The organism is Achromobacter sp. JD417 (assembly GCF_041879325.1).
Lineage (GTDB): Bacteria > Pseudomonadota > Gammaproteobacteria > Burkholderiales > Burkholderiaceae_B > Achromobacter > Achromobacter mucicolens.
This window is the reverse complement of sequence record NZ_CP087159.1, coordinates 2573992-2599705: the sequence shown is the minus strand read 5'-3', so window position 1 is coordinate 2599705 and position 25714 is coordinate 2573992. Positions and strand designations below refer to the sequence as shown.

Annotated in this window: 27 protein-coding genes; 19 read left to right on the top strand and 8 right to left on the bottom strand. The window is 66.7% G+C overall.

Annotated elements, in window-relative coordinates; translation table 11 throughout:
* Positions 1-6: 6 nt before the first annotated feature.
* From LN047_RS11960 to LN047_RS11935, 6 genes are all read left to right on the top strand, one after another.
* Entirely contained in the window at positions 7-795 is a 789-nt protein-coding gene (locus tag LN047_RS11960) for a molybdopterin-dependent oxidoreductase (protein WP_056317018.1), read from the top strand.
* Positions 796-836: 41 nt separating this feature from the next.
* Positions 837-1163, top strand: a complete 327-nt coding sequence (locus LN047_RS11955; protein ID WP_226849103.1) for a pentapeptide MXKDX repeat protein — start codon at positions 837-839, stop codon at positions 1161-1163.
* 59 nt (positions 1164-1222) lie between these two features.
* Entirely contained in the window at positions 1223-1732 is a 510-nt protein-coding gene (msrB, locus tag LN047_RS11950) for a peptide-methionine (R)-S-oxide reductase MsrB (protein ID WP_373981841.1), read from the top strand.
* Positions 1733-1766: 34 nt separating this feature from the next.
* Positions 1767-2480 carry a peptide-methionine (S)-S-oxide reductase MsrA gene (gene msrA, locus LN047_RS11945; RefSeq protein WP_373981840.1) on the top strand — a complete coding sequence of 238 codons (714 nt, stop codon included), beginning with the start codon at positions 1767-1769 and terminating at the stop codon, positions 2478-2480.
* A gap of 72 nt (positions 2481-2552) precedes the next feature.
* A complete protein-coding gene (locus LN047_RS11940) occupies positions 2553-2843 on the top strand; it encodes a hypothetical protein (protein WP_056317005.1) in 291 nt (96 codons plus the stop codon).
* Between the two features lie 37 nt (positions 2844-2880).
* A complete protein-coding gene (locus tag LN047_RS11935) occupies positions 2881-4020 on the top strand; it encodes a diguanylate cyclase domain-containing protein (protein ID WP_373981839.1) in 1140 nt (379 codons plus the stop codon).
* Here the strand turns inward: LN047_RS11935 and LN047_RS11930 are convergent.
* On the bottom strand, positions 4010-4903 hold the full coding sequence (locus tag LN047_RS11930) for a LysR substrate-binding domain-containing protein (protein WP_373981838.1): 894 nt from the start codon (positions 4901-4903) through the stop codon (positions 4010-4012). The genes LN047_RS11935 and LN047_RS11930 overlap by 11 nt on opposite strands.
* A gap of 147 nt (positions 4904-5050) precedes the next feature.
* Between LN047_RS11930 and LN047_RS11925 the strand changes: the two genes are divergently transcribed.
* A complete protein-coding gene (locus LN047_RS11925; RefSeq protein ID WP_056317001.1) occupies positions 5051-5446 on the top strand; it encodes a RidA family protein in 396 nt (131 codons plus the stop codon).
* A gap of 1 nt (position 5447) precedes the next feature.
* Positions 5448-6632: an NADH:flavin oxidoreductase gene (locus tag LN047_RS11920; RefSeq protein WP_373981837.1), complete on the top strand. Its 1185-nt coding sequence runs from the start codon at positions 5448-5450 to the stop codon at positions 6630-6632.
* A gap of 18 nt (positions 6633-6650) precedes the next feature.
* On the opposite strand, the gene LN047_RS11915 is transcribed toward LN047_RS11920, so the two are convergent.
* Together LN047_RS11915 and LN047_RS11910 are read right to left on the bottom strand one after the other, a co-directional pair.
* Positions 6651-8024: an amidase gene (locus tag LN047_RS11915; protein ID WP_373981836.1), complete on the bottom strand. Its 1374-nt coding sequence runs from the start codon at positions 8022-8024 to the stop codon at positions 6651-6653.
* A gap of 18 nt (positions 8025-8042) precedes the next feature.
* Positions 8043-9026, bottom strand: coding sequence for a tripartite tricarboxylate transporter substrate binding protein (locus LN047_RS11910; protein WP_373981835.1), 984 nt, complete (start codon positions 9024-9026; stop codon positions 8043-8045).
* Positions 9027-9153: 127 nt separating this feature from the next.
* Here LN047_RS11910 and gcvA point away from each other — a divergent pair, with 127 nt between their 5' ends.
* Both gcvA and LN047_RS11900 read left to right on the top strand, forming a co-directional pair.
* Positions 9154-10035, top strand: a complete 882-nt coding sequence (gene gcvA / locus LN047_RS11905) for a transcriptional regulator GcvA (RefSeq protein ID WP_056316990.1) — start codon at positions 9154-9156, stop codon at positions 10033-10035.
* A 135-nt stretch (positions 10036-10170) separates the two neighbouring features.
* A complete protein-coding gene (locus LN047_RS11900; protein WP_056316987.1) occupies positions 10171-10671 on the top strand; it encodes a hypothetical protein in 501 nt (166 codons plus the stop codon).
* 27 nt (positions 10672-10698) lie between these two features.
* Here the strand turns inward: LN047_RS11900 and LN047_RS11895 are convergent, their stop codons facing one another.
* The gene (locus LN047_RS11895) at positions 10699-11466 is read right to left on the bottom strand and encodes a helix-turn-helix transcriptional regulator (RefSeq protein ID WP_373981834.1); all 768 of its coding nucleotides are present in this window, start codon (positions 11464-11466) and stop codon (positions 10699-10701) included.
* A 255-nt stretch (positions 11467-11721) separates the two neighbouring features.
* On the opposite strand from LN047_RS11895, the gene LN047_RS11890 reads away from it, so the two are divergent.
* The 3 genes from LN047_RS11890 to LN047_RS11880 are packed head-to-tail and all read left to right on the top strand — an operon-like array spanning position 11722 to position 14052.
* Positions 11722-12690 (top strand): Bug family tripartite tricarboxylate transporter substrate binding protein, encoded by a 969-nt coding sequence (locus LN047_RS11890; RefSeq protein WP_373981833.1) that lies wholly within the window; start codon positions 11722-11724, stop codon positions 12688-12690.
* Complete coding sequence (locus tag LN047_RS11885) at positions 12683-13564, top strand: PhzF family phenazine biosynthesis protein (protein ID WP_373981832.1); 882 nt, start codon at positions 12683-12685, stop codon at positions 13562-13564. Before LN047_RS11890 ends, LN047_RS11885 begins: the two co-directional genes overlap by 8 nt.
* Entirely contained in the window at positions 13552-14052 is a 501-nt protein-coding gene (locus tag LN047_RS11880; protein ID WP_373981831.1) for a RidA family protein, read from the top strand. Before LN047_RS11885 ends, LN047_RS11880 begins: the two co-directional genes overlap by 13 nt.
* A gap of 91 nt (positions 14053-14143) precedes the next feature.
* Here LN047_RS11880 and LN047_RS11875 read toward each other — a convergent pair whose 3' ends face one another.
* Positions 14144-14695 carry a Dps family protein gene (locus LN047_RS11875; protein WP_056316975.1) on the bottom strand — a complete coding sequence of 184 codons (552 nt, stop codon included), beginning with the start codon at positions 14693-14695 and terminating at the stop codon, positions 14144-14146.
* Positions 14696-14852: 157 nt separating this feature from the next.
* Here LN047_RS11875 and LN047_RS11870 point away from each other — a divergent pair, with 157 nt between their 5' ends.
* Positions 14853-16031, top strand: coding sequence for an MFS transporter (locus LN047_RS11870; protein WP_373981830.1), 1179 nt, complete (start codon positions 14853-14855; stop codon positions 16029-16031).
* Between the two features lie 15 nt (positions 16032-16046).
* Here the strand turns inward: LN047_RS11870 and ftrA are convergent, their stop codons facing one another.
* The gene (gene ftrA / locus LN047_RS11865; RefSeq protein ID WP_373981829.1) at positions 16047-17075 is read right to left on the bottom strand and encodes a transcriptional regulator FtrA; all 1029 of its coding nucleotides are present in this window, start codon (positions 17073-17075) and stop codon (positions 16047-16049) included.
* A gap of 120 nt (positions 17076-17195) precedes the next feature.
* Between ftrA and LN047_RS11860 the strand changes: the two genes are divergently transcribed.
* On the top strand, positions 17196-17633 hold the full coding sequence (locus LN047_RS11860) for a rhodanese-like domain-containing protein (protein ID WP_062841327.1): 438 nt from the start codon (positions 17196-17198) through the stop codon (positions 17631-17633).
* Between the two features lie 1247 nt (positions 17634-18880).
* Here the strand turns inward: LN047_RS11860 and LN047_RS11855 are convergent.
* Both LN047_RS11855 and LN047_RS11850 read right to left on the bottom strand, forming a co-directional pair.
* On the bottom strand, positions 18881-19093 hold the full coding sequence (locus LN047_RS11855) for a YbdD/YjiX family protein (RefSeq protein ID WP_105238611.1): 213 nt from the start codon (positions 19091-19093) through the stop codon (positions 18881-18883).
* A 21-nt stretch (positions 19094-19114) separates the two neighbouring features.
* Positions 19115-21196: a carbon starvation CstA family protein gene (locus tag LN047_RS11850; protein WP_062841328.1), complete on the bottom strand. Its 2082-nt coding sequence runs from the start codon at positions 21194-21196 to the stop codon at positions 19115-19117.
* Between the two features lie 316 nt (positions 21197-21512).
* Here LN047_RS11850 and LN047_RS11845 point away from each other — a divergent pair, with 316 nt between their 5' ends.
* From LN047_RS11845 to tauA, 4 genes are all read left to right on the top strand, one after another.
* Positions 21513-22937: a cache domain-containing protein gene (locus tag LN047_RS11845; RefSeq protein WP_373981828.1), complete on the top strand. Its 1425-nt coding sequence runs from the start codon at positions 21513-21515 to the stop codon at positions 22935-22937.
* On the top strand, positions 22934-23590 hold the full coding sequence (locus LN047_RS11840; RefSeq protein WP_128828209.1) for a response regulator transcription factor: 657 nt from the start codon (positions 22934-22936) through the stop codon (positions 23588-23590). The genes LN047_RS11845 and LN047_RS11840 overlap by 4 nt, the downstream gene beginning before the upstream one ends.
* 148 nt (positions 23591-23738) lie before the next feature.
* Positions 23739-24284, top strand: coding sequence for a GTP cyclohydrolase I FolE (gene folE / locus LN047_RS11835; RefSeq protein ID WP_175157242.1), 546 nt, complete (start codon positions 23739-23741; stop codon positions 24282-24284).
* A 307-nt stretch (positions 24285-24591) separates the two neighbouring features.
* Positions 24592-25620 carry a taurine ABC transporter substrate-binding protein gene (gene tauA / locus LN047_RS11830; RefSeq protein ID WP_128828207.1) on the top strand — a complete coding sequence of 343 codons (1029 nt, stop codon included), beginning with the start codon at positions 24592-24594 and terminating at the stop codon, positions 25618-25620.
* Positions 25621-25714: the final 94 nt, after the last annotated feature.

The following is a 25714-nucleotide window of genomic DNA, read 5'->3' as shown; positions in this document are numbered from 1 at the left end:
CCTGCCATGACCGATAAACGACGCCTTCTGCCGGGCCTGGACGCCCCGGCCATCCTGCGCGAAGCCGGAAAACTGCTGGACAAGCGCGTCGAGCAGCCGTCCCGCCGCGCCTTCCTGCGCCGTGGCCTGACACTGGGCGGCCTGGCCATGCTGTCGGGGTGCTCGCTGTCCGACGACGAGAGCGTCGAACAGGCGCTGTCGGCCGTCTCCCGCTTCAACGACCGCGTGCAGGGCTGGATCTTCGATCCCGCCAAACTTGCGCCGACCTATCCCGAATCCATGATCACCCGGCCGTTTCCCTTCAATGCCTTTTACGGCATCGACGAGGTGCCGCAGGTGGACGAGGCGTCGTTCCGGCTGGAAGTCACCGGCCTGGTGGCCGACAAGCGCCGCTGGCGGCTGGACGAGCTGCGCGCGATGGCGCAGGTGGATCAGGTCACGCGGCACATCTGCGTCGAAGGCTGGAGCGCCATCGGCAAATGGGGCGGCGTGCCGTTCGCGGATTTCTTGAAGCGCGTCGGCGCCGACCTGTCGGCCAAGTATGTCGGCTTCAAGTGCGCCGACGACTACTACACCAGCATCGACATGCCCACCGCGCTGCATCCGCAGACGATCCTGGCCCTGACCTACGACGGCCGGACGCTGCCCCCCGAGTACGGCTTCCCCATGAAGCTGCGCATGCCTACCAAGCTTGGCTACAAGAACCCCAAGCACATCCAGGCAATTTTCGTCACCAACACCTACCCGGGCGGTTACTGGGAGGACCAGGGCTACAACTGGTTCGGCGGAAGCTAGGTGAATTCCCTTCTTTTTTCCCCTGAACAAAGGAACGCATCATGAGCAAACTGACCACCGCCGCCCTGTCCCTGTGCCTGGCCTTCGGCGCCACGGCCGCCCACGCCGCCGACACCATGGGCAAGGAAGGCATGAGCAAGAGCGGCATGTCCAAGGAGGCGCCGTCCCAGGACGGCATGAAGAAGGATTCGATGTCTCGCGACGGCATGTCGAAGGGCTCGATGTCGAAAGATTCGATGTCCAAGGACTCCATGTCGAAGGATTCAATGTCCAAGAATTCGATGTCCAAGGATTCCATGTCCAAGAATTCAATGTCCAAGGACGCGATGGGCAAGGATGGCATGTCCAAGGACGGCATGCAGAAGTAAACCCGCGCGGGGACCGCGTGAACCGGTCCCCGCCTGAACGAACCCGCACGGAATTCGCCATGAACCTCAAACGCAGACACTTCCTGGGGCTGGGCGGCGCGGCAGCTGCCGCCGCGGGCCTTGCCCCCTTGCTGGCCGCGCGCGGCGGCAGCGCGCAGGCGGCCCCGGCCACGGCATCGTTTCCCTACACGCTGACGGACGCGCAATGGCGCGAACGCCTGACGCGCGAGCAGTATCAGGTGCTGCGCCGCGACGGCACCGAGCGCCCCTACTCCAGCCCGCTCAACGACGAACACCGCAAGGGCACCTTCGCCTGCGCCGGCTGCGAACACCCCTTGTTCTCCTCCTCGACCAAGTTCGACAGCGGCACGGGCTGGCCCAGCTTCTCGCAGCCCCTGCCCAGCGCCGTCGGCGAAACGCGCGACCGCAGCTTCGGCATGGTCCGCACCGCCGTGCATTGCGCCAACTGCGGCGGCCATCTGGGCCACGTGTTCGACGACGGCCCGCGCCCCACCGGCCTGCGCTACTGCATGAACGGCGTGGCGATGACCTTCTCCCCGCAAGCCTGATACGCGATCTGCATCCCTGAAAGGACCCGACATCATGTCCAAGCATCCCTCCCTGCGCCAGCTCTGCGCCGCGCTCGCCACCGCCGGCGGCCTCCTCATTTCAAGCGCCACGCCAGCCGCCGAACGGGCTTTCATCATCCCGCCGCCTGCCGCGGACCAGGCAGCCAGTGCGGCGGCAACCGCCACGCAGGAAAAAGCCGTCATCGCAGGCGGCTGCTTCTGGGGCGTGCAGGCCGTGTTCCAGCACGTGAAGGGCGTAAGCAACGCCGTATCGGGATATGCCGGCGGGCAGGCCGGCACGGCCAACTACAACGCCGTCGGCAGCGGCCGCACCGGCCACGCGGAAGCCGTGGAAATCACGTACGACCCCCGGCAGATCAGCTACGGCCAGCTGTTGCAGATCTACTTTTCAGTCGCTCACGATCCCACCCAGCTCAACCGCCAGGGCCCCGACCACGGCACGCAGTACCGATCCGCTGTCTTTCCCGCCAATGACAGCCAGCGCAAGGTGGCCGAGGCGTACATCGCGCAGCTCAACAAGACAGGGGTGTATCCCAAAGCGCTGGCCACCACCATCGAACCGCTGCAGGCGTTCTATCCCGCCGAGGACTATCACCAGGATTATCTGGTGCGCAATCCGAACAGCCTGTACATCGTGATCAATGACGTGCCCAAGGTCGAGAACCTGGCAAAGACGTTTCCGGATTGGTGGCGCGACAAGCCGGTGCTGGTGGGTGCAAAGCATTAAATTGGGGACGCCGGAGCGCCTGACAGCGAGCAACGTAAAATGTCAGGCTTCCAGCCTCAATATGCTTCTCATATGAACCTTGATCGCCTGCGTCGCGAGTTCCCCGACTTCGACATCACCACCTTGCCGCCCCTTCCCGAAGGGTATTCAGATTCGTCGAGCTATATCGATGCAGCGCCTTCATTCACGAACGAGGCGCGTGGACTGAAGGTGTACGTCGACTACGCCAACTATGCCGACCGGGAATCCGGCCGGAGCCAGCGCTTCTGTGTGTCGCGCTACGACGAAGAAGCTGACGACTACGAGGACCTCGCCCTGTCGACCAACGACTGGGACGAGGTCACGCGCTTCCTGGCCACCTGAGCGTCCTGGCCGCGCCGCCACGTCACCCGAGGACCCGATGGCAGGTTCGCAAGTCCGAGTAACGCTGTCGCTGATCGCGCCCGCGCTGCTATTGATCTTCGGCGTTACCTTCCTCGCCATCTGGTTCTTCTTCCATCGCAAACGTTTCCTGCTGCACCTCGCCGCAGGCTGCGCGACGTTTGCGTGCGGAGCGATTTCACAAGTTCTGTACGTGCCCCGCGACACGGGACTCAACGCGCTGGTTTCGGGTTTTCTGTACACGGCGGCGGCTTGCCTGGTCGTGCAGGGCGTGCTTGAACGCGCACGCGTTCGCGTGCCCTGGACCGCGTATGGCCTCTATGGCGCGGCGATCATGGCCGCGCTTTGGTACTTCTTCTACGTCGATCGCAACCTGCTCGTGCGCGTTTACGTGCTTAATGCAGGCTTCGGATTGCTGTTCTGCTATGCCGCGTGGCGCCTGCGGGGCGCTTCGCGTCAGCGCCCGATCGACAAGGCGCTTTTCCTTGTGGTGCTGCTTTTCGGCCTGCACTTTGTTCCGCGCACATTGCTGAGCATGGGCAGGCTGGCGCCACAGGGCGCGCTTGCGTTTGCCGACTCGGCATTCTGGCAAACCTTGCAGCTTTCTCTAGCGGTGTTCAGCGTTGCGCTGGCGCTCACGCTGCTGATTGCGATTGCAGCCGACGCCATTGACGAGGTCCGCAAGGAAGGCGACAAGGATTGGCTGACGGGCGTCTACAACCGGCGCGGCTTCGAAACACGCGTGCGCGCGCTCCAATCGAACGGACACGCCCCGGTGGCGCTCATCGTCTGCGATGTGGACAATTTCAAGCGCATCAATGATCTGCATGGGCACCAGAGCGGGGACAAGGTGCTCACGCAAGTGGCCAAGGTTCTTGAGCAAGCGGTGCGTAAGCACGACGTGCTTGGGCGCATCGGCGGCGAGGAATTCGGCATCTTCCTGCCGGACACCGATCTGCCCGAGGCCCTGCGCTGCGCGGAACGCCTGCGCGCCGCGGTGGAGCAAGCCGTGCGGGATCCGGGCGGCCAAGCGCCGGTCACGATCAGCGCGGGCGTGGCGCATACGGATCGCTTCGAATCCTGGGAAGCGATGTATCAAGAGGCTGACGCCAAGCTCTATCAAGCCAAGCGGGCCGGCCGGAACCGGATCATGGGCTGACAGGGTTTGCCTGCCCCTTCAGCCACCCCGCCACCGCCTGAACCGCCCCCGACGCCTCCCGCCCGGCGAACATCGCCAGGTGATACGTGTGCCCGTCGATCTCGGGCCCGAACGGTTGCACCAGGTGCCCCGCCCGCAACTCATCATCCACCAGCGCCAAGCTGACCAACGCGATCCCGTGCCCGGCCACCGCAGCCTGTATCGCATGGCCTTCATCCGAGAACCGCAACTGCCCGGCTTCCGGCGGCAGCGGACGCCCGGCGATCGCGAACCAGCGCTCCCATGTCGGGTTGTCGGGTTGCGCGCGCTTCCAGTCAAAGCGGATCAGCGGCACCCGCGCCAGATCGTCGGGCGAGACGACGCCCAGGCGGGGATTGGCCACCGGTGCGAACCGGTCGGTGAACAAGGGCTGCACCGCCAGCCCGGGGTACGGCCCCCGGCCATAGCGGATGGCGATGTCGACGGCGGACGAGCGCAGGTCGACGAGGTCGTCGCTGGCCTGCAGCTGCAGATCGATATCCGGATGCCGGCGCCGGAAATCGGCCATGCGCGGCACCAGCCATTTCACGGTGAAGGCGTTGGTTGCGGAAATGCTGACCTGCGCGCGCGTGCGCTGCTGCGTCAGGCGCGCCAGTGTCGCCTCGAATTTGTCGAAGCCATCACGCAGCACCGGGTAAAGCTGCGCCCCGGTGTCGGTCAGCGTCACCCTGCGCACCTGGCGATCGAACAGCGCCAGGCCCGTTCCCGCTTCCAGCGCGCGGATCTGATGGCTGACGGCCGTGGGGGTGACGGCAAGTTCCTCGGCGGCGGCCTTGAAGCTGCCCAGGCGCGCGGCGGCCTCGAAGGCGCGCAGCGCGGAAAGCGGGAGGGACCGGCGTTGCATGGGCGGGGCTCACATAGATGAATTTTTCTCGTCTTATAGCTGACAAACGAACCTTTGTCACGGCCAGGCCGGAATTCTAAAGTTCAGTCACTGGGCGGCACATCAACCGACAACCCCCGTCCGGATATAGATGAAGGAATTCGCATCATGCTCAAACAGGTCATCACCCAGCCCGACAACTACGCGCCCTTCCTGCTGTCCCAGGGCATCCAGTTCGGCAATCTGCTTTTCATCTCGGGCCAGGCCGGCGCCGCCGACGATGGGAAGATCGTGGACGGCGGATTTCTTGCGCAGGGCGAACAGGCGTTCAGTAATCTGCGCCGCGCGCTGGAAGCCGGGGGCTCGCGCCTGGAGGACGTCATCAAGGTCACCATCTTTGTGACCGACATGGGACATTTCGACGACGTGGTTGCCTTGCGCCGCAAGTTCTTTTCGGCGCCCTACCCAGCCGACACGATTGCCGAGATCAAGGCGCTGTACGATCCGGCCGCGATGATCGAGATCGAGGCCATCGCCGCGGTCCGCCCCACGGAGGGCCGCTGACATGACCGCCGCTACCGATCCACGGCAAGACGCGCAGCCCGCGCCCGCCGGCCTGTTCACGCCGCTGCGGGTGGGCCGCGTGGACCTGCCCAACCGGCTGGCCGTCGCGCCCATGACTCGGGTCAGCGCCACCGCCGATGGCCTTGCCACGGCGCAGATGGCGGGCTACTACGAAGCGTTTGCGCGCGGCGGATTCGGGCTGGTCATCACCGAGGGCATCTACACGGACAAGGCGCATGCGCAGGGGTACCTGTTTCAGCCCGGCCTGGCCGACGACGCGCAGCGCGATGCGTGGCGGCCCGTGGTGGACCGCGTGCATGCGCAAGGCGGGCGGATCTTTGCCCAGCTCATGCACGCCGGTGCGCTGTCGCAAGGCAATCCCCATCGGCCCGGGACAAAAGGCCCATCGGCCGTGTTGCCGTCCGGGCAGCAGATGACCTTCTATCGCGGCGAGGGTCCGTACCGGATGCCGCACGCGATGAACCTGGACGACATCTCCGAGGTGGTCGAAGGCTTTGCGCAGGCGGCCCGCCGCGCGCAGGAAGCGGGATTTGACGGCGTCGAGATACACGGCGCCAACGGATACCTGCTGGACCAGTTCCTTACGCGCCATACGAATCAGCGCGAGGACGGCTACGGCGGCAGTCTGGAGAACCGGCTGCGGCTGACGGTGGACGTGATCCAGGCGGCGCGCCAATCGACATCGGGACACTTCGTGGTCGGCGTGCGCACCTCGCAGGGCAAGGTGAATGACTTCACCCACAAGTGGGAAGGCGGCCAGGACGACGCGGCGCGGATCTTCGGCGCGCTGGGCGCGGCGCCCATCGATTACGTGCACACCACTGAGTTCGAGGCCTGGCGACCCGCATTTGGCGACAGTGGCGCGAGCCTTGCGGCATTGGCGCGCCGCCATGTCCGGGTACCCGTGCTGGCAAACGGATCCCTGCACGATCCGCGCCAGGCCGAAGCCCTGCTGGCGCGCCAGGACGCGGATTTCGTGTCGCTGGGGCGCGGGGCGCTCACGCACGCCGACTGGCCAGCCCGGCTGCGCGCGGGCGCGCCGCACGAGGCCTTTGACCGGGGACTGCTGGCGCCGATTGCAGACCTGGACAATGCGACGCGTCACCGGGCGGCGGCTGCGCCTGACGCGGGCCGCGTTGAAAGCGCGGCCGCCGGGCACGCCTGAACGCCCCAGCGCGCCGGGTCAGCCGGGATGCCGCAACGCCTGGAAAATCCAGGTGCCGATGCCGGTGATCGCGGCGTCGCCATGCGGCAATCCCATCACCTGCAGTCCCAGCGGCAGGCCATCGACGGCCATCAACGGCACATTGATCGCGGGCGCGCCCAACAGTGACGACGCGCAGGCAAACGAGACGTCGCCCGTCGGATACCGGGTGTCGCGGATGTCCGCCGCAATGGGCGCCGCGCCGCATGCATTCAGGCTGACCAGCGCGTCGCATTGCGTGGCCAGGGCCGCCAGGCATTGGCGCGCATGTTCGCGCAGCAGCAGGCATTCGCGGTAGTCCGCCAGCGTCATGGCGCGCCCGCTTTCCAGTTGCCGCACCAGGCTGGGGCCGAGCGTGTCGGGATGATTGGCCACCAGGTTGGCCAGCGACCAGCGCTGTTCCCAGGAAATGAGCCGCAACGACAGGGGCGCGGCTTGCGAGATGGCGCGCTCCAGCGCATCGACCAGCGCCGAATCGCCGCGCCGGATGATCGACACGCCTTGCCGCGAGAGCGCATCCAGGGTGGCCTCGAAGGCCTCGCGGGCCTGCGGTTCGGCGCGTGCCCACCCCTCGGTTTCCAGCGCAACGAGCCGCGCCGGCTTGCGTGCGGCCGGCGCCTGCAGCGGACCATAGAGGCCGGGGTGGCCGGGATCGCCGCCCGCCCGCAGGGCAATTTCCGCCGCCGCCGTCCACATGTCTTCGACGGAATTGGCATGGATGCCGATATGCGCCTGGCTCAGCCCCAACCGCTCGCCGCGATTGAGCGCGCCGAACGTCGGCTTCAAGGCCCAGTTGGCGTTGTAGCTGGCCGGCCGCAATACCGACCCCACCAGTTGCGAACCAATGGCCATGGGCACCATGTTGGCGCCCACCACGGCGGCCGACCCGCTGGACGATCCGCCCGGCGTGCGCCGCGGATCGAACGGATTGGTCGTCGGGCCGGGGTCCAGAAACCCCAGCGCCGTGGTGACTGTCTTGCCCAGGATGATCGCGCCGGCATCGCGCAGCGCACGGACCACGGCGCTGTCGTTCTTGGGAAAGTTGCCGTCAAAAGCGGCGCAGCCCATCTGCGTGGGCATGTCTCTCGTTTCGATCAAGTCCTTGATGCCGACGGGCATGCCGTCGATGGCGGACAGCGGACGGCCGTCACGATAGCGCTGGGCGCTGGCGTCGGCGGCGGCCCGGGCGCCCGCCTCGTTCAGGACGACCCAGCCCTTGAGCTGGCCCTCCCGCGCGGCAATCACTTCCAGGCAGCGTTCCAGATAGTCGCGGGGCGTGTCGCGGCGGTCGGCAAACGCGGCGCGGGCGTCATGAAAAGTCAGGGCAGCGTGGGTGCTGGGATCGTAGGTCAAGGCGTGGCTCCGGTGGTCTTATTCACTGCTTTTGATGCCGAGGGTGCGAATCAGCGCGCTCCAGCGGGCGTATTCGGCGCGAAAGAACGTATCGAAATCCGCGGGCGACCCCGGCTGCACCTGCAGATTGATGCCCTTCAGGCGCTCCAGGATCGCGGGCTCGGCCAGGACCTCATTCAGGTCACGGTTGATCTTCTGCTTGATGTCGTCCGGCAGGCCGGCGGGCGCGAACAGGCCATACCAGGCTTCCAGGCGCAGTCCGGGCAGGCCGGCCTCGGCGGCGGTCGGCACGTCGGGCAGGGCCTCCAGGCGCTGCGGCGACGCCAGGGCATAGGCCTTGAGCTTTCCGCCCTTCACATGATTGATGACGTTGCCCGACGCAAACTGCACCAGCAGGTCGACCTCGCCGCCGATGGCCGCCATCGAGGCCTCCAGCGCGCCCCGATACGGCACGTGCATCACGTCCACCTGGGCTTCGCGCTTGAAGATCTCGGTAAACAGCTGAAGAGACGATCCCGAGCCGTTCGAGGCGTAGGTGTACTTGCCCGGCTCGGCGCGAAAGCGCTTGATCAGCGTGGACAGGTCGGCATCGTCGATGCCCGGCCGGGTCAGGACCAGCACGGGCAAGCTGCCGATCTTGCCGATGCGCGCAAGGCCGTTCTCGACATCGATCTTGGCATTGGGGTTCAGGGCCGGCAGCGTGGCCAGCTCATTGAAGGTCAGCATCAACGTGTAGCCATCGGGCTTGGCCCGGGCCACGTAGTCGGCGCCGATAAGCGTGCCCGCGCCCGGCTTGTTCTCCACCACGACGGCCTGCCCCCAGCGCTGCGCGAGCCGGGGGCCGATCAAGCGGGCAAGAATATCGGCGGTGCCGCCCGGCGTGGTCGGCACCACGATGCTGACGGGACGCTGCGGATAGTCGGCCGCCGAAGCGGTCCCGGCCAGCACCGCGGCGCCGCAGAAGGCGGCAATTCCGATCCGTCGAACCAACGCTCTGAACATGGATTTCCCCTTATGGCTGTTCTTGGCCGCAAAGTGCGGCGGCCGTGCCATCTTGGGCGTTCGCGCGGCGGGGTTCAAACGACTTTATCTATGGCACACTTAACTTTTTGTTAACTGAAACGCCGCGATGACCGCCTTGCCTCCGCTCAACGCGCTGCGCTGTTTCGAGGTCGCCGGCCGCCTGGGCAGCATCACCAGCGCGGCCGAGGAACTCAGCGTGACGCCCGCCGCCATCAGCCGCCAGATCCGTCTGCTGGAGGAACACCTGGGGCTCAAGCTGTTCCTGCGCCAGCACCGCCGCATCGTGCTCACGTCCATGGGTGCGGCGTACCACGCCGACATCGCGCGCTGCTTTGGCGGGCTGCAGCGCGCCACGTCCGAACTGGGCGAGCGCTCTCGCCGCCGCCAATTCGTCATCAAGGCGCCGCACAGCGTCGCCATGCGCTGGCTGCTGCCCCGGCTGTCGGGGTTTCACCGGCAGTATCCTGATATCGACGTCAAGCTGCACACGGCCGTGGACGCGCCGGACTTCGAGCGCGAGGAAGTCGACGCCGGCATCTGCATGGGCGATGGCCGCTGGCGCGGCCTGGTGAGCTACAAGCTGATGGTCAATGAACTGCTGCCGGTCTGCGTGCCCGGCAAATGCGCGCGGCTGCGCACGCCCGCCGATCTGAAGGGAGAGATCCTGCTGCATACACTGGCGCGCCCCGACTATTGGGAAATATGGCTGCAGGCCGCCGGCCTGACCGGGATCGACGTCACGCGCGGCCTGCGCTACGAATCGTCCGCGCTGGCCTACGAGGCCGCGCTGGAGGGCTACGGCGTGGCCATCGCACAAAAGCCCCTGGTGCAGAAGGAACTGGACGAAGGCCGGCTGGTGGCGCCCTTCGACCTGACCGTGGATCTGGGCGCGCAAAGCTATTATTTTGTCCTGCCCCCCGAAGACTACCGGCGGCCGTCGCCCGAACTGACGCAGTTCCGCGCGTGGGCTGCCTCCTGCGCGATCTAGCGCTGGCGGACTTTCGGCGAAAGCGGATCCCGATGTCCCGGTTCGCCTGCCGCGTTAGGCTACATTGCAGGGTCGCCAACCAGGCCCGCAGCCTCCTACACGCTGCGCATCACCCCTTGCAGGAGCCGTACCGCAGTGAATGACACCTCCACGCCGGACACCGACCTTTCCGACGCGCCCAAAGAACAGCAAGCCACGCTTTGGCGCGACGACGGCTGGACCGCGCGCATCATCAAGAACGAAGACGACGACGGCTGGGCCGTCGAAATGACGCTGGACGGTCAGGCCGAGCCCGCGTTGGTCGGGCCCTGGACCATGGGCCGCGACAAGAAGAACCCCAAGCCGCTCGACGCGCCGGCCTTCCACACGTTGGTCAAGACGGCCAACGAAGTCCTGCGCCGCCACGAACAGCAATTGCACGCCACGCTGCACAAGAGCGTGAAGATCGACGCCGCCGAAGGCCGCCTGACCGTCAAGCTGGACATCGTTCCCGACGAGGACGAACCCTACGCCACGCTCAGCGCCTACGACGAATTGGGCGAGCAGCTCGCCCAGATCCGCGTGCCGCCGACGTACAAGCTGAACGTGCAGCGGGCGTCGGATTGGGCAGCGGGCGGGTTCGGCCGCGAGGGCTGAACCCCGGTCCTTGCGTGCGCGGCGGCGCTAGCCCTGCTCCGCTTCCGCGTCCCAGTCGTCATCGCCGGCGTGCACGGCGCGCAGCAGCCGTCCCAGATGCCCGCTGCTGGAAAATCCCAGGTCGGCGCTGACGCTTGCGACGGATTCGCCAAGCGCAAGCCGCCGGCGCGCCGTCTGCGCCAGCACGAAGCGGCGCAGCGTGATGGGAGAGCGCCCATAGGTCTCGATGCAGGCGCGCTGCAAGCTGCGCGTGGTCGCGCCGAGCATGCTGGCCGACTCCGCAATCGCAGGCAGCGGCAGCCCCGCGTCCAGGCGATCGCGCAGCAGCGCCAGCCATTGCCGGGCGAGCGGCAGCGGCGGCTGCGGTGCGCGCGTGCGGGCCTGCAGACGGGAGCCGGCGTCAAGCTGCGCAATAAGCGCCTGAACCAGCATCGGCAGCGCTGACGCCGACATCGCCGGCATCCATAGCGCATCAAGCATGGCTTGCGCCGCGCCATCCAGTTGCAGCACACCGTCCGCCCCGCAGCTTCGCAGTAATTCGGGCGCCAGATAGAGCTCGCCATGCTGCTGCGTCACGCTTTCTGCGCGCGTGCTGTGCTGGACGTGGGATGGCAACAGCAAGGCCTGTCCGCGCACGAGCCGGCAACGCCGGCGCGCGCCCTCCTCGTCGCGCCAGGCGCTATCCAGGGCACCGGCGCGCGGCCACAGCAACATGGCGCAATCGTGTTCATGCCAATGAAACGCGTAGCGCGGCTGCCGGCTGGCCGCGAGCGCGAAGCCGGTTTGGGCAATCAAGCCTTGTTTGGAAGATAGCGGGACGGAACGCATCATGACGGCGGGCAAGACAAGTGCCGAGTCAGGCCACGCTGGCAACGGCGGAATGGGGCGTTCGGCCAGTATCGGCGCGTGGCGGCTTTCCCGCAAGCGCGGCGGGGCGCCAACACCCGCCCCTGTCGCGTACGGGATCATTCCATGTCGCACCGCGGTTCGCTGCCGTCCGGACGTCTTGCTTACGATCTGGGTCATTCAAACCAGCACAAGGGGAAGTAGATGATCCGCGCACTGCCCGCCGCATTGCTATCGGCCGCCGTCTTGGCCTTGCCGGCCACCGGCGCCCTGGCCGAGTCCGCATGGCCCGACAAACCCATTACCCTGATCGTTCCTTTCCCGCCGGGCGGGGGCACGGACCTGGTCGTGCGCACCTTGCAGCCCGCGTTGTCGCGCGAGCTGGGCCAGACCGTGATCATCCAGAACACCGGCGGCGCCGGCGGCACGGTGGGATCCGGGCAGGCTGCCCGCGCGCGGCCGGACGGCTACACGGCCCTGGCGGTGACGACCAGCACCACCGCGCTCAGCGCCAGCCTGTACAAGAAGCTGCCCTACAACCCGGAAAAGGATTTCGACTACATCGGCTTCATCGGCACCTCGCCCTATGTGCTGGCGGTGCAACCGGCCTTGAAGGCGGCCACGGTCGACACGCTGACCGATGCCTTGAAGGCGCGCCGCACCGGCACGTTCGCCTCGGTGGGCGCGGGCACCGTGTCGCATCTGCTTGGCGAAATGTTCACGAAGGACAAGAAGCTGGACCTCACGCACGTGCCGTATCGCGGCGCGGCCCCCGCGTATACCGACCTGATCGGCGGGCAGGTGGACATCATGTTCGACAACCCGGTGGGGCTGGCGCCGTTCGTGCAGAGCGGCAAGCTGGTGGCCGTGGCCACCACAAGTCCCACGCCGATCCTGCCTGGCGTGCCGACCTTTGCCTCCCAAGGCATGCCGGCCTATACGCAGGTGCTGTGGTATGGCCTGGCCTTTCCCAAGCGGACGCCCGATGCGATCGTGCAAAAGATGAATGCCGCGCTCAACGCTGCACTGCGCGATCCGGCCGTGGCCTCGGACCTGGCCGCCAAGGGCGTGGACGGGCGTCCGGGCACGTCCGAAGCCCTGACGCAAGCCGTTTCACACGACCTTGCCTTCTGGGGCGACCTCATCACCAAGACCGGAGTCCAGTTTGACTAAGCCCGCCTTCCCTACCGCGCCCGCCGAGCCGCCCCCCGGCCAGGCGATCCTGCTGCGCGTATTCGTCGATACGTCCCAGCCCCGCGAAGGCGGCAACCCGGTGCCGCTGGTGCTTGACGCGCAGGGCATGACGGCCAGCGACATGCAGGCCCTGGCCGCACACCACGGCCACGAGTCGTCCTTCGTTGTGCCGGCCGATGGCGATGACCATCTGTGCCAATTACGATTCTTCGTGCCCGGCCACGAAATGGAGATGTGTGGACACGCAACCGTGGGCACGCTCTGGGCCCTGCGGCAGTGGGGACGCTGGACGACGCCGCGCGCACGTGTTCAGACCCTGAGCGGCAGCGTGGATATCGAATGGGACGACGCTGGCAATCGCGCCTGGGTGTCGCAGCCTGCCGCCGCCACCTCGGCGCTCACACCGGCGCAATGCAGCGCGATTGCTGAGGTGCTGCGCATCGATCCGGACTTGCCCGGCCTGCACATGATCAATGCCAGCACCAGCCGCGTGAAGACGCTGGTACGGCTGCCGGGCGTAGCCGAGCTGAACGCCTTGACGCCCGACTTCGAAGCGATGCGGGACGTCTGCGAGGCCATCGGCTCGACCGGTCTCTACCCTTATGCGCTGACGACGGATGGCGCCAGCGCGCGGCAATTTCCCAAGGCGTCTGGCTACCCCGAGGATGCGGCCACCGGCATTGCGGCCGCCGCCTTGTGGGGCTACCTGCACGAGACGGGCAGCGTGCTGGCGGACGGGGTATACACGGTCCGCCAGGGCGTGGCGATGGGATCGCCCTCGGCAATCCAGTTGCGCCGGCGCGGCGACGCCGCCGGGTGTTGGCTGAGCGGCGAAACGCAATGGATGCGCTGACCCGCCTTTGTACGGCCGAGTCGCGGCTGGTGGCAGCCGGCTGGCGCCTGCCCGCCGCGCCGGTTCCGCGTGGCGCTTATGCGCCCTACCACCTGGCGGCACTGTCAGGCGCAACACTGATCTGCGTCAGCGGCCAGGCCAGCCGGCGGGACGGCACACCCATCGTCGGAACATGCCGGCCGGGCGACGACCTGGACGCGGCCCGGGCGGCCTGCGCGCACGCGGCGCTGAGCGCGCTGAGCGCCCTGCGCGAGGCCAGCGGCGGCAACCTGGACCGCGTACGCGCCATCGTGCAGCTGCGCGGCTATCTGCGCAGCGAGGCGGAATTCGAACACCACAGCGCGGTGCTGGATGGCGCATCGCAGGTGCTTGAGGCCGCATTCCCGCATATGCCGCGCCCGGCGCGCAGCGCAGTGGGCGTGACCAGCCTGCCCGGCCGCAGCTGGGCCGAAATCGAAATCAGCGCGCTGCTGGACGACCGCGGCTGATCCTGCGACGCCAACCCGCCCGCTTTCTGGCGGGCGGCAGTGACGCGACGATACCGGTACGACTGACCCACCGCCCCGCCGGGCGACAGGGTCAGTGCCCCGTCGAATCGCCCTGACGGCTGGCTTCGAACAGGAACCACGTGCGCCGCTCGGTCTCGTCGATCCAGTTTTCGATCAGGCTGGAACTGGCGATGTCGCGATGCTCGTCGGTGACGTTGTGCGCCTCGCGCAGCGTGGCCGCCAGCACCTTGTTGTCTTCCCGCAGCTCGGCCAGCATGTCCAGCGGCTGCACGAAGTCGGCGTCATTGTCCGAAATACGCTGCGAGCGGGAGATGTGGCCGATGGACCGCAGCGTCGTGCCTCCAATCTTGCGGATGCGCTCGGCGATGGGGTCCGTCATGGCGAACAGCTGGTCGCCCTGCTCGTCCAGCAACAGGTGGTAGTCCCGGAAGTGGGGCCCACTGACGTGCCAATGAAAGTTCTTGGTCTTCAGGTACAGGGCGAACACGTCGGCCAGCACCTGATTCAGCACAGCGGAGATGTCGCGGGTGGCGTCGGCCGCCAGGTCGGTGGGCGTTGCCAGCGGCGCCTTGCGGCGGACCTTCAGCGCCTTGGTGGTCTTCTCATTCAGTTTCTTGGCCATGGATCGCACCTTTGTGAAATGAATCGGACAACACGATTGCGGCGCGGCATGAACCGCCCGCGAGGCACAGCGTAAATCTCTGGATGCGCTTTGCCAATGCCCGGCGCCGCGAAGGAGTATGCTACGCCGCTTCGCATCCCCCTGATTTCTTCCCACCATGCGCGGCAATCCCGACGCCAGGCAAGGCGCCATCGCGTTGCACGGGTTCTATTTCCTGTATTACGGCCTGCAGGGCGTAAGCATTCCCTTCCTGCCCTTGTGGTTCGCCAGCCGGGGCTTGGACCCGGCCCTGATCGGGCTGATCGTCGCCACGTCGTTCCTGCCCAAGATCGTGTCGACGCCGATCGTGGCGCACATCGCGGACCAGACGGGCCGCGCCCACGCGCTGATCGCGTCGGCGCTCGCGGCGTCCTTGGTTCTTTTCGTGTGCTATCCGTTCAGCCAGACTTCAGCCTGGCTGCTGGCCATCACGCTTTTGCTGAACGCGGTGTTCCCGGCCGTGCTGCCGCTGATGGACCGCATGGCCATCGCGAGCGGGCGCGGACAGGGCAATTCCTACACGGTGATGCGCGCGTGCGGCTCGCTGGGCTTTGCCACGGTGACGGTGGCGGGCGGGTATCTGATCAAGACGTTCGACGCGGATTGGGTGATGTGGCTGTCGATCCTGCTGATCGTCGCGTGCCTGGCCTGCGTGCGGCTGCTGCCGCAGGCGGCGCGGCCGGCGCCTCAAGAATCCCAGGCGGACCGCGTCCGGTTGCCGATGCGCGAAGTGCTGCGCGACCGCCCGTTGCTGCTGTGCATCGCCGCAGCCTCGCTGGTGCAGGCAAGCAACGGCTTCCTGTATTCCTATTCGACGCTGTACTGGACCGCGAGCGGCCTGTCGACGGCGATGATTTCGCTGTTGTGGGTGGTGGGCGTCGCTAGCGAGGTCCTGTTCTTCTTTCTGGCGCCGCGCATCCTGGCGCGCACGGGTGCGCAGTGGCTGATCCTGGCCTCGGCCGTCATGACGGCGATCCGTTGGGCGGGCCTGTCCGCCACCACCGACCCCACGCTGATCGCGGGCTTGCAGTTGCTGCAGTGCTTCACCTTGGCCGGCAACAATGCCGCCATCATGTGGTACATCACCCGCCGCGCGCCCGCCGCCTGCAAGACCTCGGCAATCGCCCTGTACGCCATGCTGTCGGGCGGCGTGTTCATGTTCGCCAGCATTCAGCTCGGCGGCGCGCTGTACCGCAGCTTCGCCCCGGGCGGCTTTCTGGTGATGGCGCTGTGCGCGGCCGCGGCCGCACCATTGGTGATGGTCTCGGAGAAACTGCGGCGGCGCGGGGCGAGCTGAACGTGGCGTTGGTGTTCAGCGCGTGCGCGGGGCGGCGATGGTATCGCGCGAATCGCCGCTGACGCCTGAACCGCGCTTGAACGCTGCCGCGTTATGGCCAAACTGTTCGCGGTAGGCGGCCGGACTGGTCAGCACGATACGCCGGAAGTGCCGGCGCATGGACTCCTCGGAGCCAAATCCGGCCAGCTCGGCAATGCGGCCCACGGACAAACGCGCCTGCGATTCAAGCATTTCACGGGCCGCGGCCACGCGTTCGCGGATCAGCCATTCATAAGGGGCCATGCCGGTGGCCTCCTGGAATTGCCGTTGCAGCGTGCGCGGACTCATCGCGGCGCGGTCCGCCAGCGACCGCAACGTATGCGGCGACGTGCAATGCTGCCGCATCCAGTCCATCAACTTGGCCAGGCGCCCGCTTTCGTCAGAAGGCATGGGCCGCGGCACGAACTGCGCCTGCCCTCCTTCGCGGTGCGGCGCCACCACGAGCCGCTGCGCGACCCGATTGGCCACTGCCCCACCGTAGTCGCGGCGCACCAGGTGAAGCAGCATGTCCAGCCCGGCCGCGGACCCGGCCGACGTGATGATCTGACCGTCATCCACATACAACGCATCGGGTTGAACCCGCACCTGCGGGTAACGCTGCTGCAGCTTTGCGGCATATCGCCAGTGGGTGGTCACGGTCTTCCCGTCGAGCACGCCGGCGGCAGCCAGAACAAAAACGCCGGAACAGATCGAACAGAGCCTTGCCCCGCGCTGATACGCCGCGCGAAGCTTCTTGAGCAACGGCGCGGGCGGCAATTCGTCGGCATCACGCCAACCGGGCACGACGATGGTGTCGGCACGATCCAGCAACTTGAGGGTGTAAGGCGCGGCCACGGTAATGCCGCCGGCGGCGCGCAGCGGGCCAGGCTCGCTGGCGCACACGGCGAAGCGATACCAATCGACGTCAAGCTCCGGACGCTCGAGCGCGAACAGCTCGGTCACGCAGCCGAATTCGAAAGTGCAGAGCCGGTCGTAAGCCAGCGCGACAACGAGGTGCTTACTCATGGCGTAATGTTACCGGCAAATGTCATTTACGCCACTTATCGGCAAGGCGGCGCGACGCCAGAATGGGGCTTCTGGATCTTGCTTCCAGATGCCTCTAATCCTCCATTTAAGAGTTCCAACATGCCCACGACCAACGCCGTCACCGCCATCCCCGCCGCCGACAGCGCCACCGCCCTCGCCCACTTCCACGCATCGCTGCAATTCGAGACCGATTGCTCCGACGTGGCTGGCGCGCTCGCCTCGGGCACCCCGGGCTTCGTGCTGCTGGACGTGCGCAGCCCGGCGCTATTCGCCCAGAGCCATGTCCCGGGCGCGCTGAACCTGCCGCACGGCAAGATCGTCGAATCGAAGCTGGTCAACTATCCGGCCGACACGCTGTTTGTCACGTACTGCGCGGGTCCACACTGCAACGGGGCCACACGAGGCGCACTGCGGTTGGCGCAGTTGGGCCGGCCCGTGAAGGTGATGACTGGCGGCATCACCGGCTGGGTCGACGAAGGGTTGCCGCTTGAGGGCAGCGATGCGGGCCGGATTGAGGGTGAGCGAAAAAGTGCCTGAAATGGGCGTTGGATTGTGGGTTGGCTGATGCTGGTGGCTGACGGTTGCTGGTAGCTGGTGGCGGGTGCGGGCGCGGCTGCTGGTGCGGGTGCTGGTGCTGGTGCTGGTGCTGGTGGTCGGGCGGGGTTCTTGAGACGCCCGGCGCGGCGTGGGCCTGGGGCGGGCGGGGCTCCGATTGCGGTCCGGAGCCTTCGCTCCGGACTCCCCCATCCTCATCCTCGTTGCCGCCTCCGGCGGCTGCCTTCGGATTCCGTCGGGCGCATCTAAACGCCCCGCCCACCCCAGGCCCACGCCACACCGGGCTTTGCAGTTGAATCTTCTCGGGCGGCGGGGGGATTCGGGTTCTTGAGGTTCTTGCACACAGTTGTGTGGGAGAGAAAAATCTTGCGGGGCCCGCCCCCGGGCGGCCGCGCGGGCGGCCTTCGTGGGCTTACGCGGCGTCTTGCGTCGAGGTGATGACGCTTCGCGTGTGGCGACCTCCTCTTCAAGGTGTCTGACACCCTGGTGAGATGCGCTTCATGCCAAGTTCACCTCCCGAGGGTGTCAGACACCGGCGGCAGCAACTACTGGCACATTCGTAAGCCTGATTCAGGTGGCCGACACCCAGGCAAGATCCCGTCATACCAAGTGCATCTTTCAGACGTGCAAGACACCATCGGCAATCACGCTTAGCGCATGCCTAATGATGGTTCAGATACCAAGCGCCCACACGCCCCGCTCGCTACTAATCGTCAAGTCAACTCCAGTGCCCGATGGGCGGCGCGCGTACAGGTCGGCAGGCTGCCATTGTCCGTGGACGCGCGCCGCCCATCACCGCCCCCCCCCGCGTTGGAGCGCCCATCAGCAAACCACCCTCCGCCAGCGCGTAAGCGCACACTGCCACGACGCCCCACCGCCCCGATGCCGATTGCCGCCGCCCGGGCGGCAGCAATTCGGCGGCCCCGCAGATCCCCTTCCCTGACCACAGGTCTTACAGCGCCACATACCAAAGACCCTCGCAGCACGGCGTCGCGGGCACCGTGGGCGCGAGCGCCGTCGATGCGCCCGAGGGAATCTGAAGGGAGCCGAAGGCGGACGAAGATGACGAAGGGGGAGTCCGGAGCGAAGGCTCCGGACCGCAATCGTGGGCGATCGTGCCCACGGTGACCGCGGCGTCGGGCGACCTACGAAGATCGTGAAGACCTATAAAAATCTATGGTCCGAAACAAAAAAAGGCCCTGCATCAGCAAGGCCTTCCATCCACCAAATCAGCAGCACCCAATCCGCTTCTTCCCTCCGTATCGCGCCTCCTGGCGCTCCCGGAAGAAATCCTCGTAGCTCATTGGCTCCTGCTCAGGATGCGTGCGCCGCATATGCTCGACATACGTCTCGTAATCCGGCACGCCGACCATCAGCCGGAGCGTTTGCCCCAGGTAGCGGCCGGCGGCGCCGGCCGCGGAAGTCATGTTGCTGAACAGCATGCGGCTTCTCCTGGGTTGCCTTTAGTCGGCGCCGGCGGCTGCGGGCAGCGCTTCGTACGGCGTTTCGCGGGACGTCGGCTTGTTTTCATTGCGGGCGCGCTGCACCGACTTCAAGCCGAACACCACGATGCTCACCACCACGAAGATGAAGATCGCGCACAGGCCTGCGTTGATGTAGTCGTTCATCACCACGCGCGACATCTCGCCCAGCGATTTCGCCGGCGCCAGCACCTTGCCTTCGGCAATCGCGGCGTTGTACTTGTCGGCGTGGGCCAGGAAACTTACGCGCGGGTCCGAGTGGAACAGTTTTTGCAGACCGGCGGTCAGCGTGCATGCCAGCAGCCAGAGCGTGGGCAGCACTGTGACCCAGGCGTAGCGGTCGCGCTTCATCTTGAACAGGACGACCGTGCCCAGCGTCAGCGCAATCGCGGCCAGCATCTGGTTGGCGATGCCGAAGAGCGGCCACAGGGTGTTGATGCCGCCCAGCGGATCGACCACGCCCTGATACAGGAAGTAGCCCCACGCCGCCACGCACAGGCCGGTGGCGATCAGGTTGGCGGGCAGCGAATCCGTGCGCTTGAGCGACGGGGCGAACGTGCCCAGCAGATCCTGCAGCATGAAGCGGCCCGCACGGGTGCCGGCGTCCACGGCGGTCAGGATGAAGAGCGCCTCGAACAGGATGGCGAAGTGGTACCAGAATGCCATCATTCCCGGGCCGCCCAGCGCCTGATGCAGGATGTGGGCCATGCCCACGGCCAGCGTCGGCGCGCCGCCGGCGCGCGAGATGATCGTGCTTTCGCCCACGTCCTTGGCCGTCTGCACCAGCTCGGCCGGCGTGATCACGAAGCCCCAGCTCGACACCACCTGGGCGACCTGGTCCGGCGTCGTGCCGATGACGGCTGCCGGGCTGTTCATGGCGTAGTAGATGCCGGGCTCGATCACGCAAGCCGCCACCAGCGCCATGATGGCCACGAAGGATTCCATCAGCATGCCGCCGTAACCGATGTAGCGGGCCTGGGTTTCGTTTTCGATCAGCTTGGGCGTGGTGCCCGAGGAGATCAAGGCGTGAAAACCGGACACCGCGCCGCAGGCGATGGTGATGAAAAGGAACGGGAACAGGTTGCCCGACCACACCGGACCGGTGCCATCGATGAACTGGGTCAGCGCGGGCATCTTCAGTTCGGGGGCAACGACCACGATGCCGATCGCCAGACCCACGATGGTGCCGATCTTCAGGAAGGTCGACAGGTAGTCACGAGGCGCCAGCAGCAGCCACACGGGCAGCACCGAGGCGATGAAGCCGTAGACGATCAGGATCCAGGTCAGGCCCTTGCCGTCGAAGTCGAACATCGGGCCGATGACCGGATGCGCGGCCACGTCCTGACCGAACGTGATGGCCGCCATCAGGCCCAGGAAGCCGATGATGGACACCTCGCCGATCTTGCCCGGGCGGATGTAGCGCAGGTAGACACCCATGAAGAGCGCGATGGGGATCGTCGCGGCCACCGTGAAGGTGCCCCACGGCGAATGCGTCAGCGCCTTCACGACGATCAGCGCCAGCACGGCCAGGATGATGACCATGATCATGAACGCGCCGAACAGCGCGATCACGCCGGGGATCTTGCCCAGTTCCGACTTGACCAGGTCGCCCAGCGAGCGGCCGTCGCGGCGGGTGGAGATGAAGAGGATCGTGAAGTCCTGCACGGCGCCGGCGAACACGACGCCGGCCAGGATCCACAGCATGCCGGGCAGATAGCCCATTTGCGCGGCCAGCACCGGTCCGACCAGGGGACCCGCGCCAGCGATGGCGGCAAAGTGGTGGCCGAACAGCACATGCTTGTTGGTGGGCACGTAGTCCAGGCCGTCGTTGTACTTCCAGGCCGGCGTCATGCGCGTGGGGTCAAGCTGGAAGACCTTGCGTGCGATGAAGCGGCTGTAGTAACGGTAGGCGATGAGATAGACGCAGACGGCGGCGATCACCACCCATAGCGCGTTGATGGTCTCCCCTCTGGCCAGCGCCACGGTGCCCAGCGCAAACGCGCCCAGTACCGCAACCGCCAGCCAGACCAGGTGCTGACCCAGTCCCTTACTGCTGGTGTGCATAAGTGCTCCTCTTGCCTCCCGCCATGCTCTTGGCGTGAAACGCTTTTTTCGTCCCGCGGAAGGCAGACTCATTGTTGTGGGGTGGCGGACGCACGCGTCCACGCTTGCGTCGGGTCGACGCGGGCGCCAGTATTGCCGCCCGCCCGCGGCGCCAACAAGCGCGGAACTACGCAAGCGGGCTACGTGTTACTACGCCATGCGCCGCAGCAAAATTCCGTGGAAATCGTAAAATCCCCCGAACTTTCCGCGTTCCTGCCTCGGCGCCCCGTCGGTTGATGCGTCGCAGCAAAGCCGTCCCGGGCTGATACAAATCCTTATGAAGCTGCGTCTCAAAATTTTGCTGCTTGCGGCGGTCCCGCTGCTGGTTGCCGTCGCCGCCATCACGGTCGCCGTGTACGTGCAGGGACTGCAACTGGCGCAGCGCGAAAAGCAGGTGGTTGAAACCGCCTGGCTTGCCAGCAAGGAAGGCGAACTGCGCCACTACGTGAACCTGGCCTACAGCGCCATCGCGCCCCTGCAGGCCGCGGGCGACGACGCCGCCACGCGCCAGCGCGCGCTTGAACTCCTGTCGCAGATGGAGTTCGGGCACGACGGCTACTTCTTCGTCTACGACCTGAACGGCAGGAACCTGATGCACCCGCGGCAGCCGGAACTGGTCGGGCAAGACCTCTGGAACCTGCGCGACACGCAGGGTCAGCCCGTCATCCAGAATCTGCTGACGGCGGCGCGGCGCGGCGGGCAGCAGGGCGAGGTGGTGCATTACCTCTGGGTAAAGCCGTCCACCAACCAGACCGTCGAAAAGTTGGGCTACGTCGTGGTGCTGGAGCGCTGGGGCTGGATGCTGGGCACCGGCATCTATCTGGACGACGTGCAGCAGGCGCTGGTGCGGATCGACGCCGCGGCGCAGGCCAATATCCGGGACATGTTTGCATGGGTGGCGGGCATCGCGGCGGTGTCGATCCTTGGCGTGGCGGCCTGTGGGCTGGCGCTCAATATCAGCGACCATCGCCAGTCGGACGCCAAGCTGCGCCTGATGGCCCGCCAGATCGTGCGTTCGCAGGAAGACGAGCGCGCGCGCCTGTCGCGCGAGCTGCACGACGGCATCAGCCAGGTGCTGGTGTCGGTCAAGCTGTCGCTCGAGGCCGCTCGCGAACGGCTGCGGCAGTCGCACCCGGACGATCCCCGCGTGCTTGCGCACATCGACACGCCGCTGGGCGGCGCGCTGGACCGGCTGAACACGGCCGTCGGCGAAGTCCGCCGCATCTCGCACAACCTGCGCCCCACCCTGCTGGACGACATGGGCCTGCCTGCGGCGCTTGAGCACCTGGGCCGGGAATTTGCCATCCGCGCCGAGGATGGCGCGCCGCCGCTGACCGTGGACCTGCATACCGTCGGGCAGCCGGTGAAGCTGCCCGACGCCTACGCGACCGCGCTGTTTCGCGTGACGCAAGAAGCGCTGACCAACGTGATGCGCCATGCGGGCGCGACGCGCGCGGACCTGACGCTGGCGTACTCGGCGCGCGACCTGCGCCTGACCATCAGCGACGACGGCTGCGGCTTTGACGATGCCGCCGTCCAGCAAGACCCCCATCGCGGCATCGGCCTGCGCAACATGCGCGAACGCATGAGCGCGCTGTCCGGCACCCTGACCTTTCATTCCACCTCGCAAGGCACGACCTTGCAGGCCTGGCTTCCCCTGCCGCCCGCCGGCGCCCCGCTTTCGACCCCTCGCCAAGCATGATCGACAAATCCGACGCTATCCGCCTGCTGCTGATCGACGACCATCCCCTGGTGCGAGACGGCCTGCGCCTGCGCCTGGAAACCGTGCCGCAGTTGCGGGTGGTGGGCGAAGCCGGCAACGCCGCCGCCGCCCAGGCTTTCCTGGCCGCCTGCATGGCCGAAGACCCGCAGGGCGGCACCCTGCCCCATCTGGCGCTGATGGACCTGAACATGCCCGGGGTCGGCGGCCTGGAGCTGACGGCGTTCCTGCACGAGCGCTATCCGCAGATTGCGGTGCTGGTGCTGTCCATGCACGACAACCCCGAATACATGGTCCAGGCCGTGAAGGCCGGCGCCCGCGGCTACCTGCTCAAGGACGAACCGGCGCAAGAGATCATCGCCGCCATCGACGCCGTCATGGCCGGCCGGAGCTACTTCAGCGCCGCGGCGGCGGTGCGGCTGTCGCAGGCCAGCGCGCTGGCGACGCTGCTCACGCAGCGCGAGCGCGACGTGCTGCGGCACATCGCGGACGGCCATGCCAACAAGCAGATCGCGCTCATGCTGGGATTGTCCGTGCGCACGGTCGAAACGCACCGCCTGAACATCAAGCGCAAGCTGGGCATCGACGGTCAGGCCGAACTCATCAAGTACGCGGTGGAAAACCGGGGCGTCTGAATGCCGCAAATACCCCCACGCGCCGCGGGCAAGCGCGCATTGCGACTTGGCCGCTGAGGTAGACTTGCGACACGAACGCATCCCCGATGCCGCCCCGCATCAACCCACGCATCACCGCGCGCCAGAGGGCGCGCCGCCAGGAGTCCCCATGTCATTGGAAAAGCACTACACCGCCATTCTCGAAGCACTAGGGGAAGATCCGTCCCGCGAGGGGCTGGCCGACACGCCCGCCCGCGCGGCCAAGGCCATGCGTCACCTGTGCCGGGGCTACGACCAGAACCTGGAAGAGATCGTCAACGGCGCCTTGTTCACCTCGGACACGCGCGAGATCGTCCTGGTCAAGAACATCGAGCTGTACTCGCTGTGCGAACACCACATGCTGCCCTTCATCGGCAAGGCGCACGTCGCCTACCTGCCGGCCGGCAAGGTCCTGGGCCTATCCAAGGTCGCGCGCATCGTCGAAATGTATGCGCGCCGCCTGCAGATTCAGGAAAACCTCAGCCGCCAGGTCGCTGAAGCCGTGCAACGCGTCACCGGCGCGGCCGGCGTGGCCGTCGTCATCGAGGCCCAGCACATGTGCATGATGATGCGCGGCGTCGAAAAGCAGAATTCGTCCATGGTCACCTCGGTGATGCTGGGCGAATTCCATGAAAACCCGTCCACGCGTGCGGAGTTTCTCAGCCTGATTCGCTGACCCGGCTTTCCGGGAGGGTGTCTGACACCCTTGGGGCACGGCCGTAATCTGACGGCGCGCTCTGCAGGGTGTCAGACACCCGGCGTGCAGTCACTGCCACGTCCCTCATCCTTTTGGCGCATATCGCGGGCCCGCCCGCTGCGACGACGATGCCCGTTCGGGCATTGCCGGCGCAGCCGGCGGGCCCGGCCGCTTTTGGCTCCTACTGATCCGGACATCTGGCCCTAGCGTTCTGGTCCCATCCGGGCAAACTGGCACCAGCAAGCCGGTCGCGCCGGGGCGCGGCCGTTCTCTCCCGGAGATCTCCATGAACGCGATATACCGCCTGATTCGCCGCTGCACCCTGGCCGGCCTGGCCGCCGCGCTACTGGCTGCGCCCGCCTACGCGCAGACCAAACTCGTGGTGGGCTATCAGCTCATCGTCGGGCCTTTCCTGTCCTCGATCGCGGACGGCAGTTTCGACAAGGCCCTCAAAGAGGCCGGCTACCAGGTGGACTGGCGCCAGTTCACCTCGGGCGGCGACATCTCGACCGCGCTGGCCTCCGGCAACGTGCCGGTGGGCGTGCTGGGTTCCACGGGCATCACCTCGGCCGCCACGCGCGGCGTGGACATGCAGCTCTTCTGGATCCTGGACAACATCGGCAAATCCGAAGCGCTGGTGGCGCGCAACGGTTCCGGCATCAACAGCACGGCCGACCTGAAAGGCAAGCGCGTCGCGACGCCGTTCGTGTCGACGTCGCACTTTCACCTGCTGGTCGGGCTTGAGCAGGTCTGGAAGGTGCCGCCCCGCGACGTGCGCATCCTGAACATGCAGCCGCCGCAGATCGTGGCCGCCTGGCAGCGTGGCGACATCGACGCCGCCTACGTGTGGCCGCCCGCCCTGACCGAGATCGCCAAGACCGGCAAGATCATCGCCGACTCCGAACAGATCGGCGCGGCCAGCGTGCCCACGTTCGACGGCATCGTCGTGGATAAGGCCTGGGCGCAGAAGAATCCGAAGTTCATGGCTGCCTTTACCGGCGTGCTGGCCAAGTCGTATGCCGACTACCGCGCCAACAGCGCCAAGTGGACGGCCGACTCGCCGCAGGTCAAGGGCATCGTCAAGCTCATTGGCGGCAAGCCGGAAGACATCGTCGAGGCGCTTGGCCTGCTAGTGTTCCCGACCGTGGAAGAGCAGGCGTCCAAGACCTGGCTCGGCGGCGGCAAGGACTCGGGCGCGGCGCGCGCCTTCGCGGCCAGCGCCAAGTTCCTGAAGGACCAGAAGCAGATCGACAAGGCGCTGGACGACTACAGCCCGTTCGTCACCGACCAGTACGCGAAGGCGGCGGCCAAGTAATCACCCCGCCCGGCACGGCGCCACCCCGGCGCCGGCCGCCGCGACAGGGCGGACCCGGCAGCCGCCGGCCCCGCCACAACGACCAGGGGGAGCA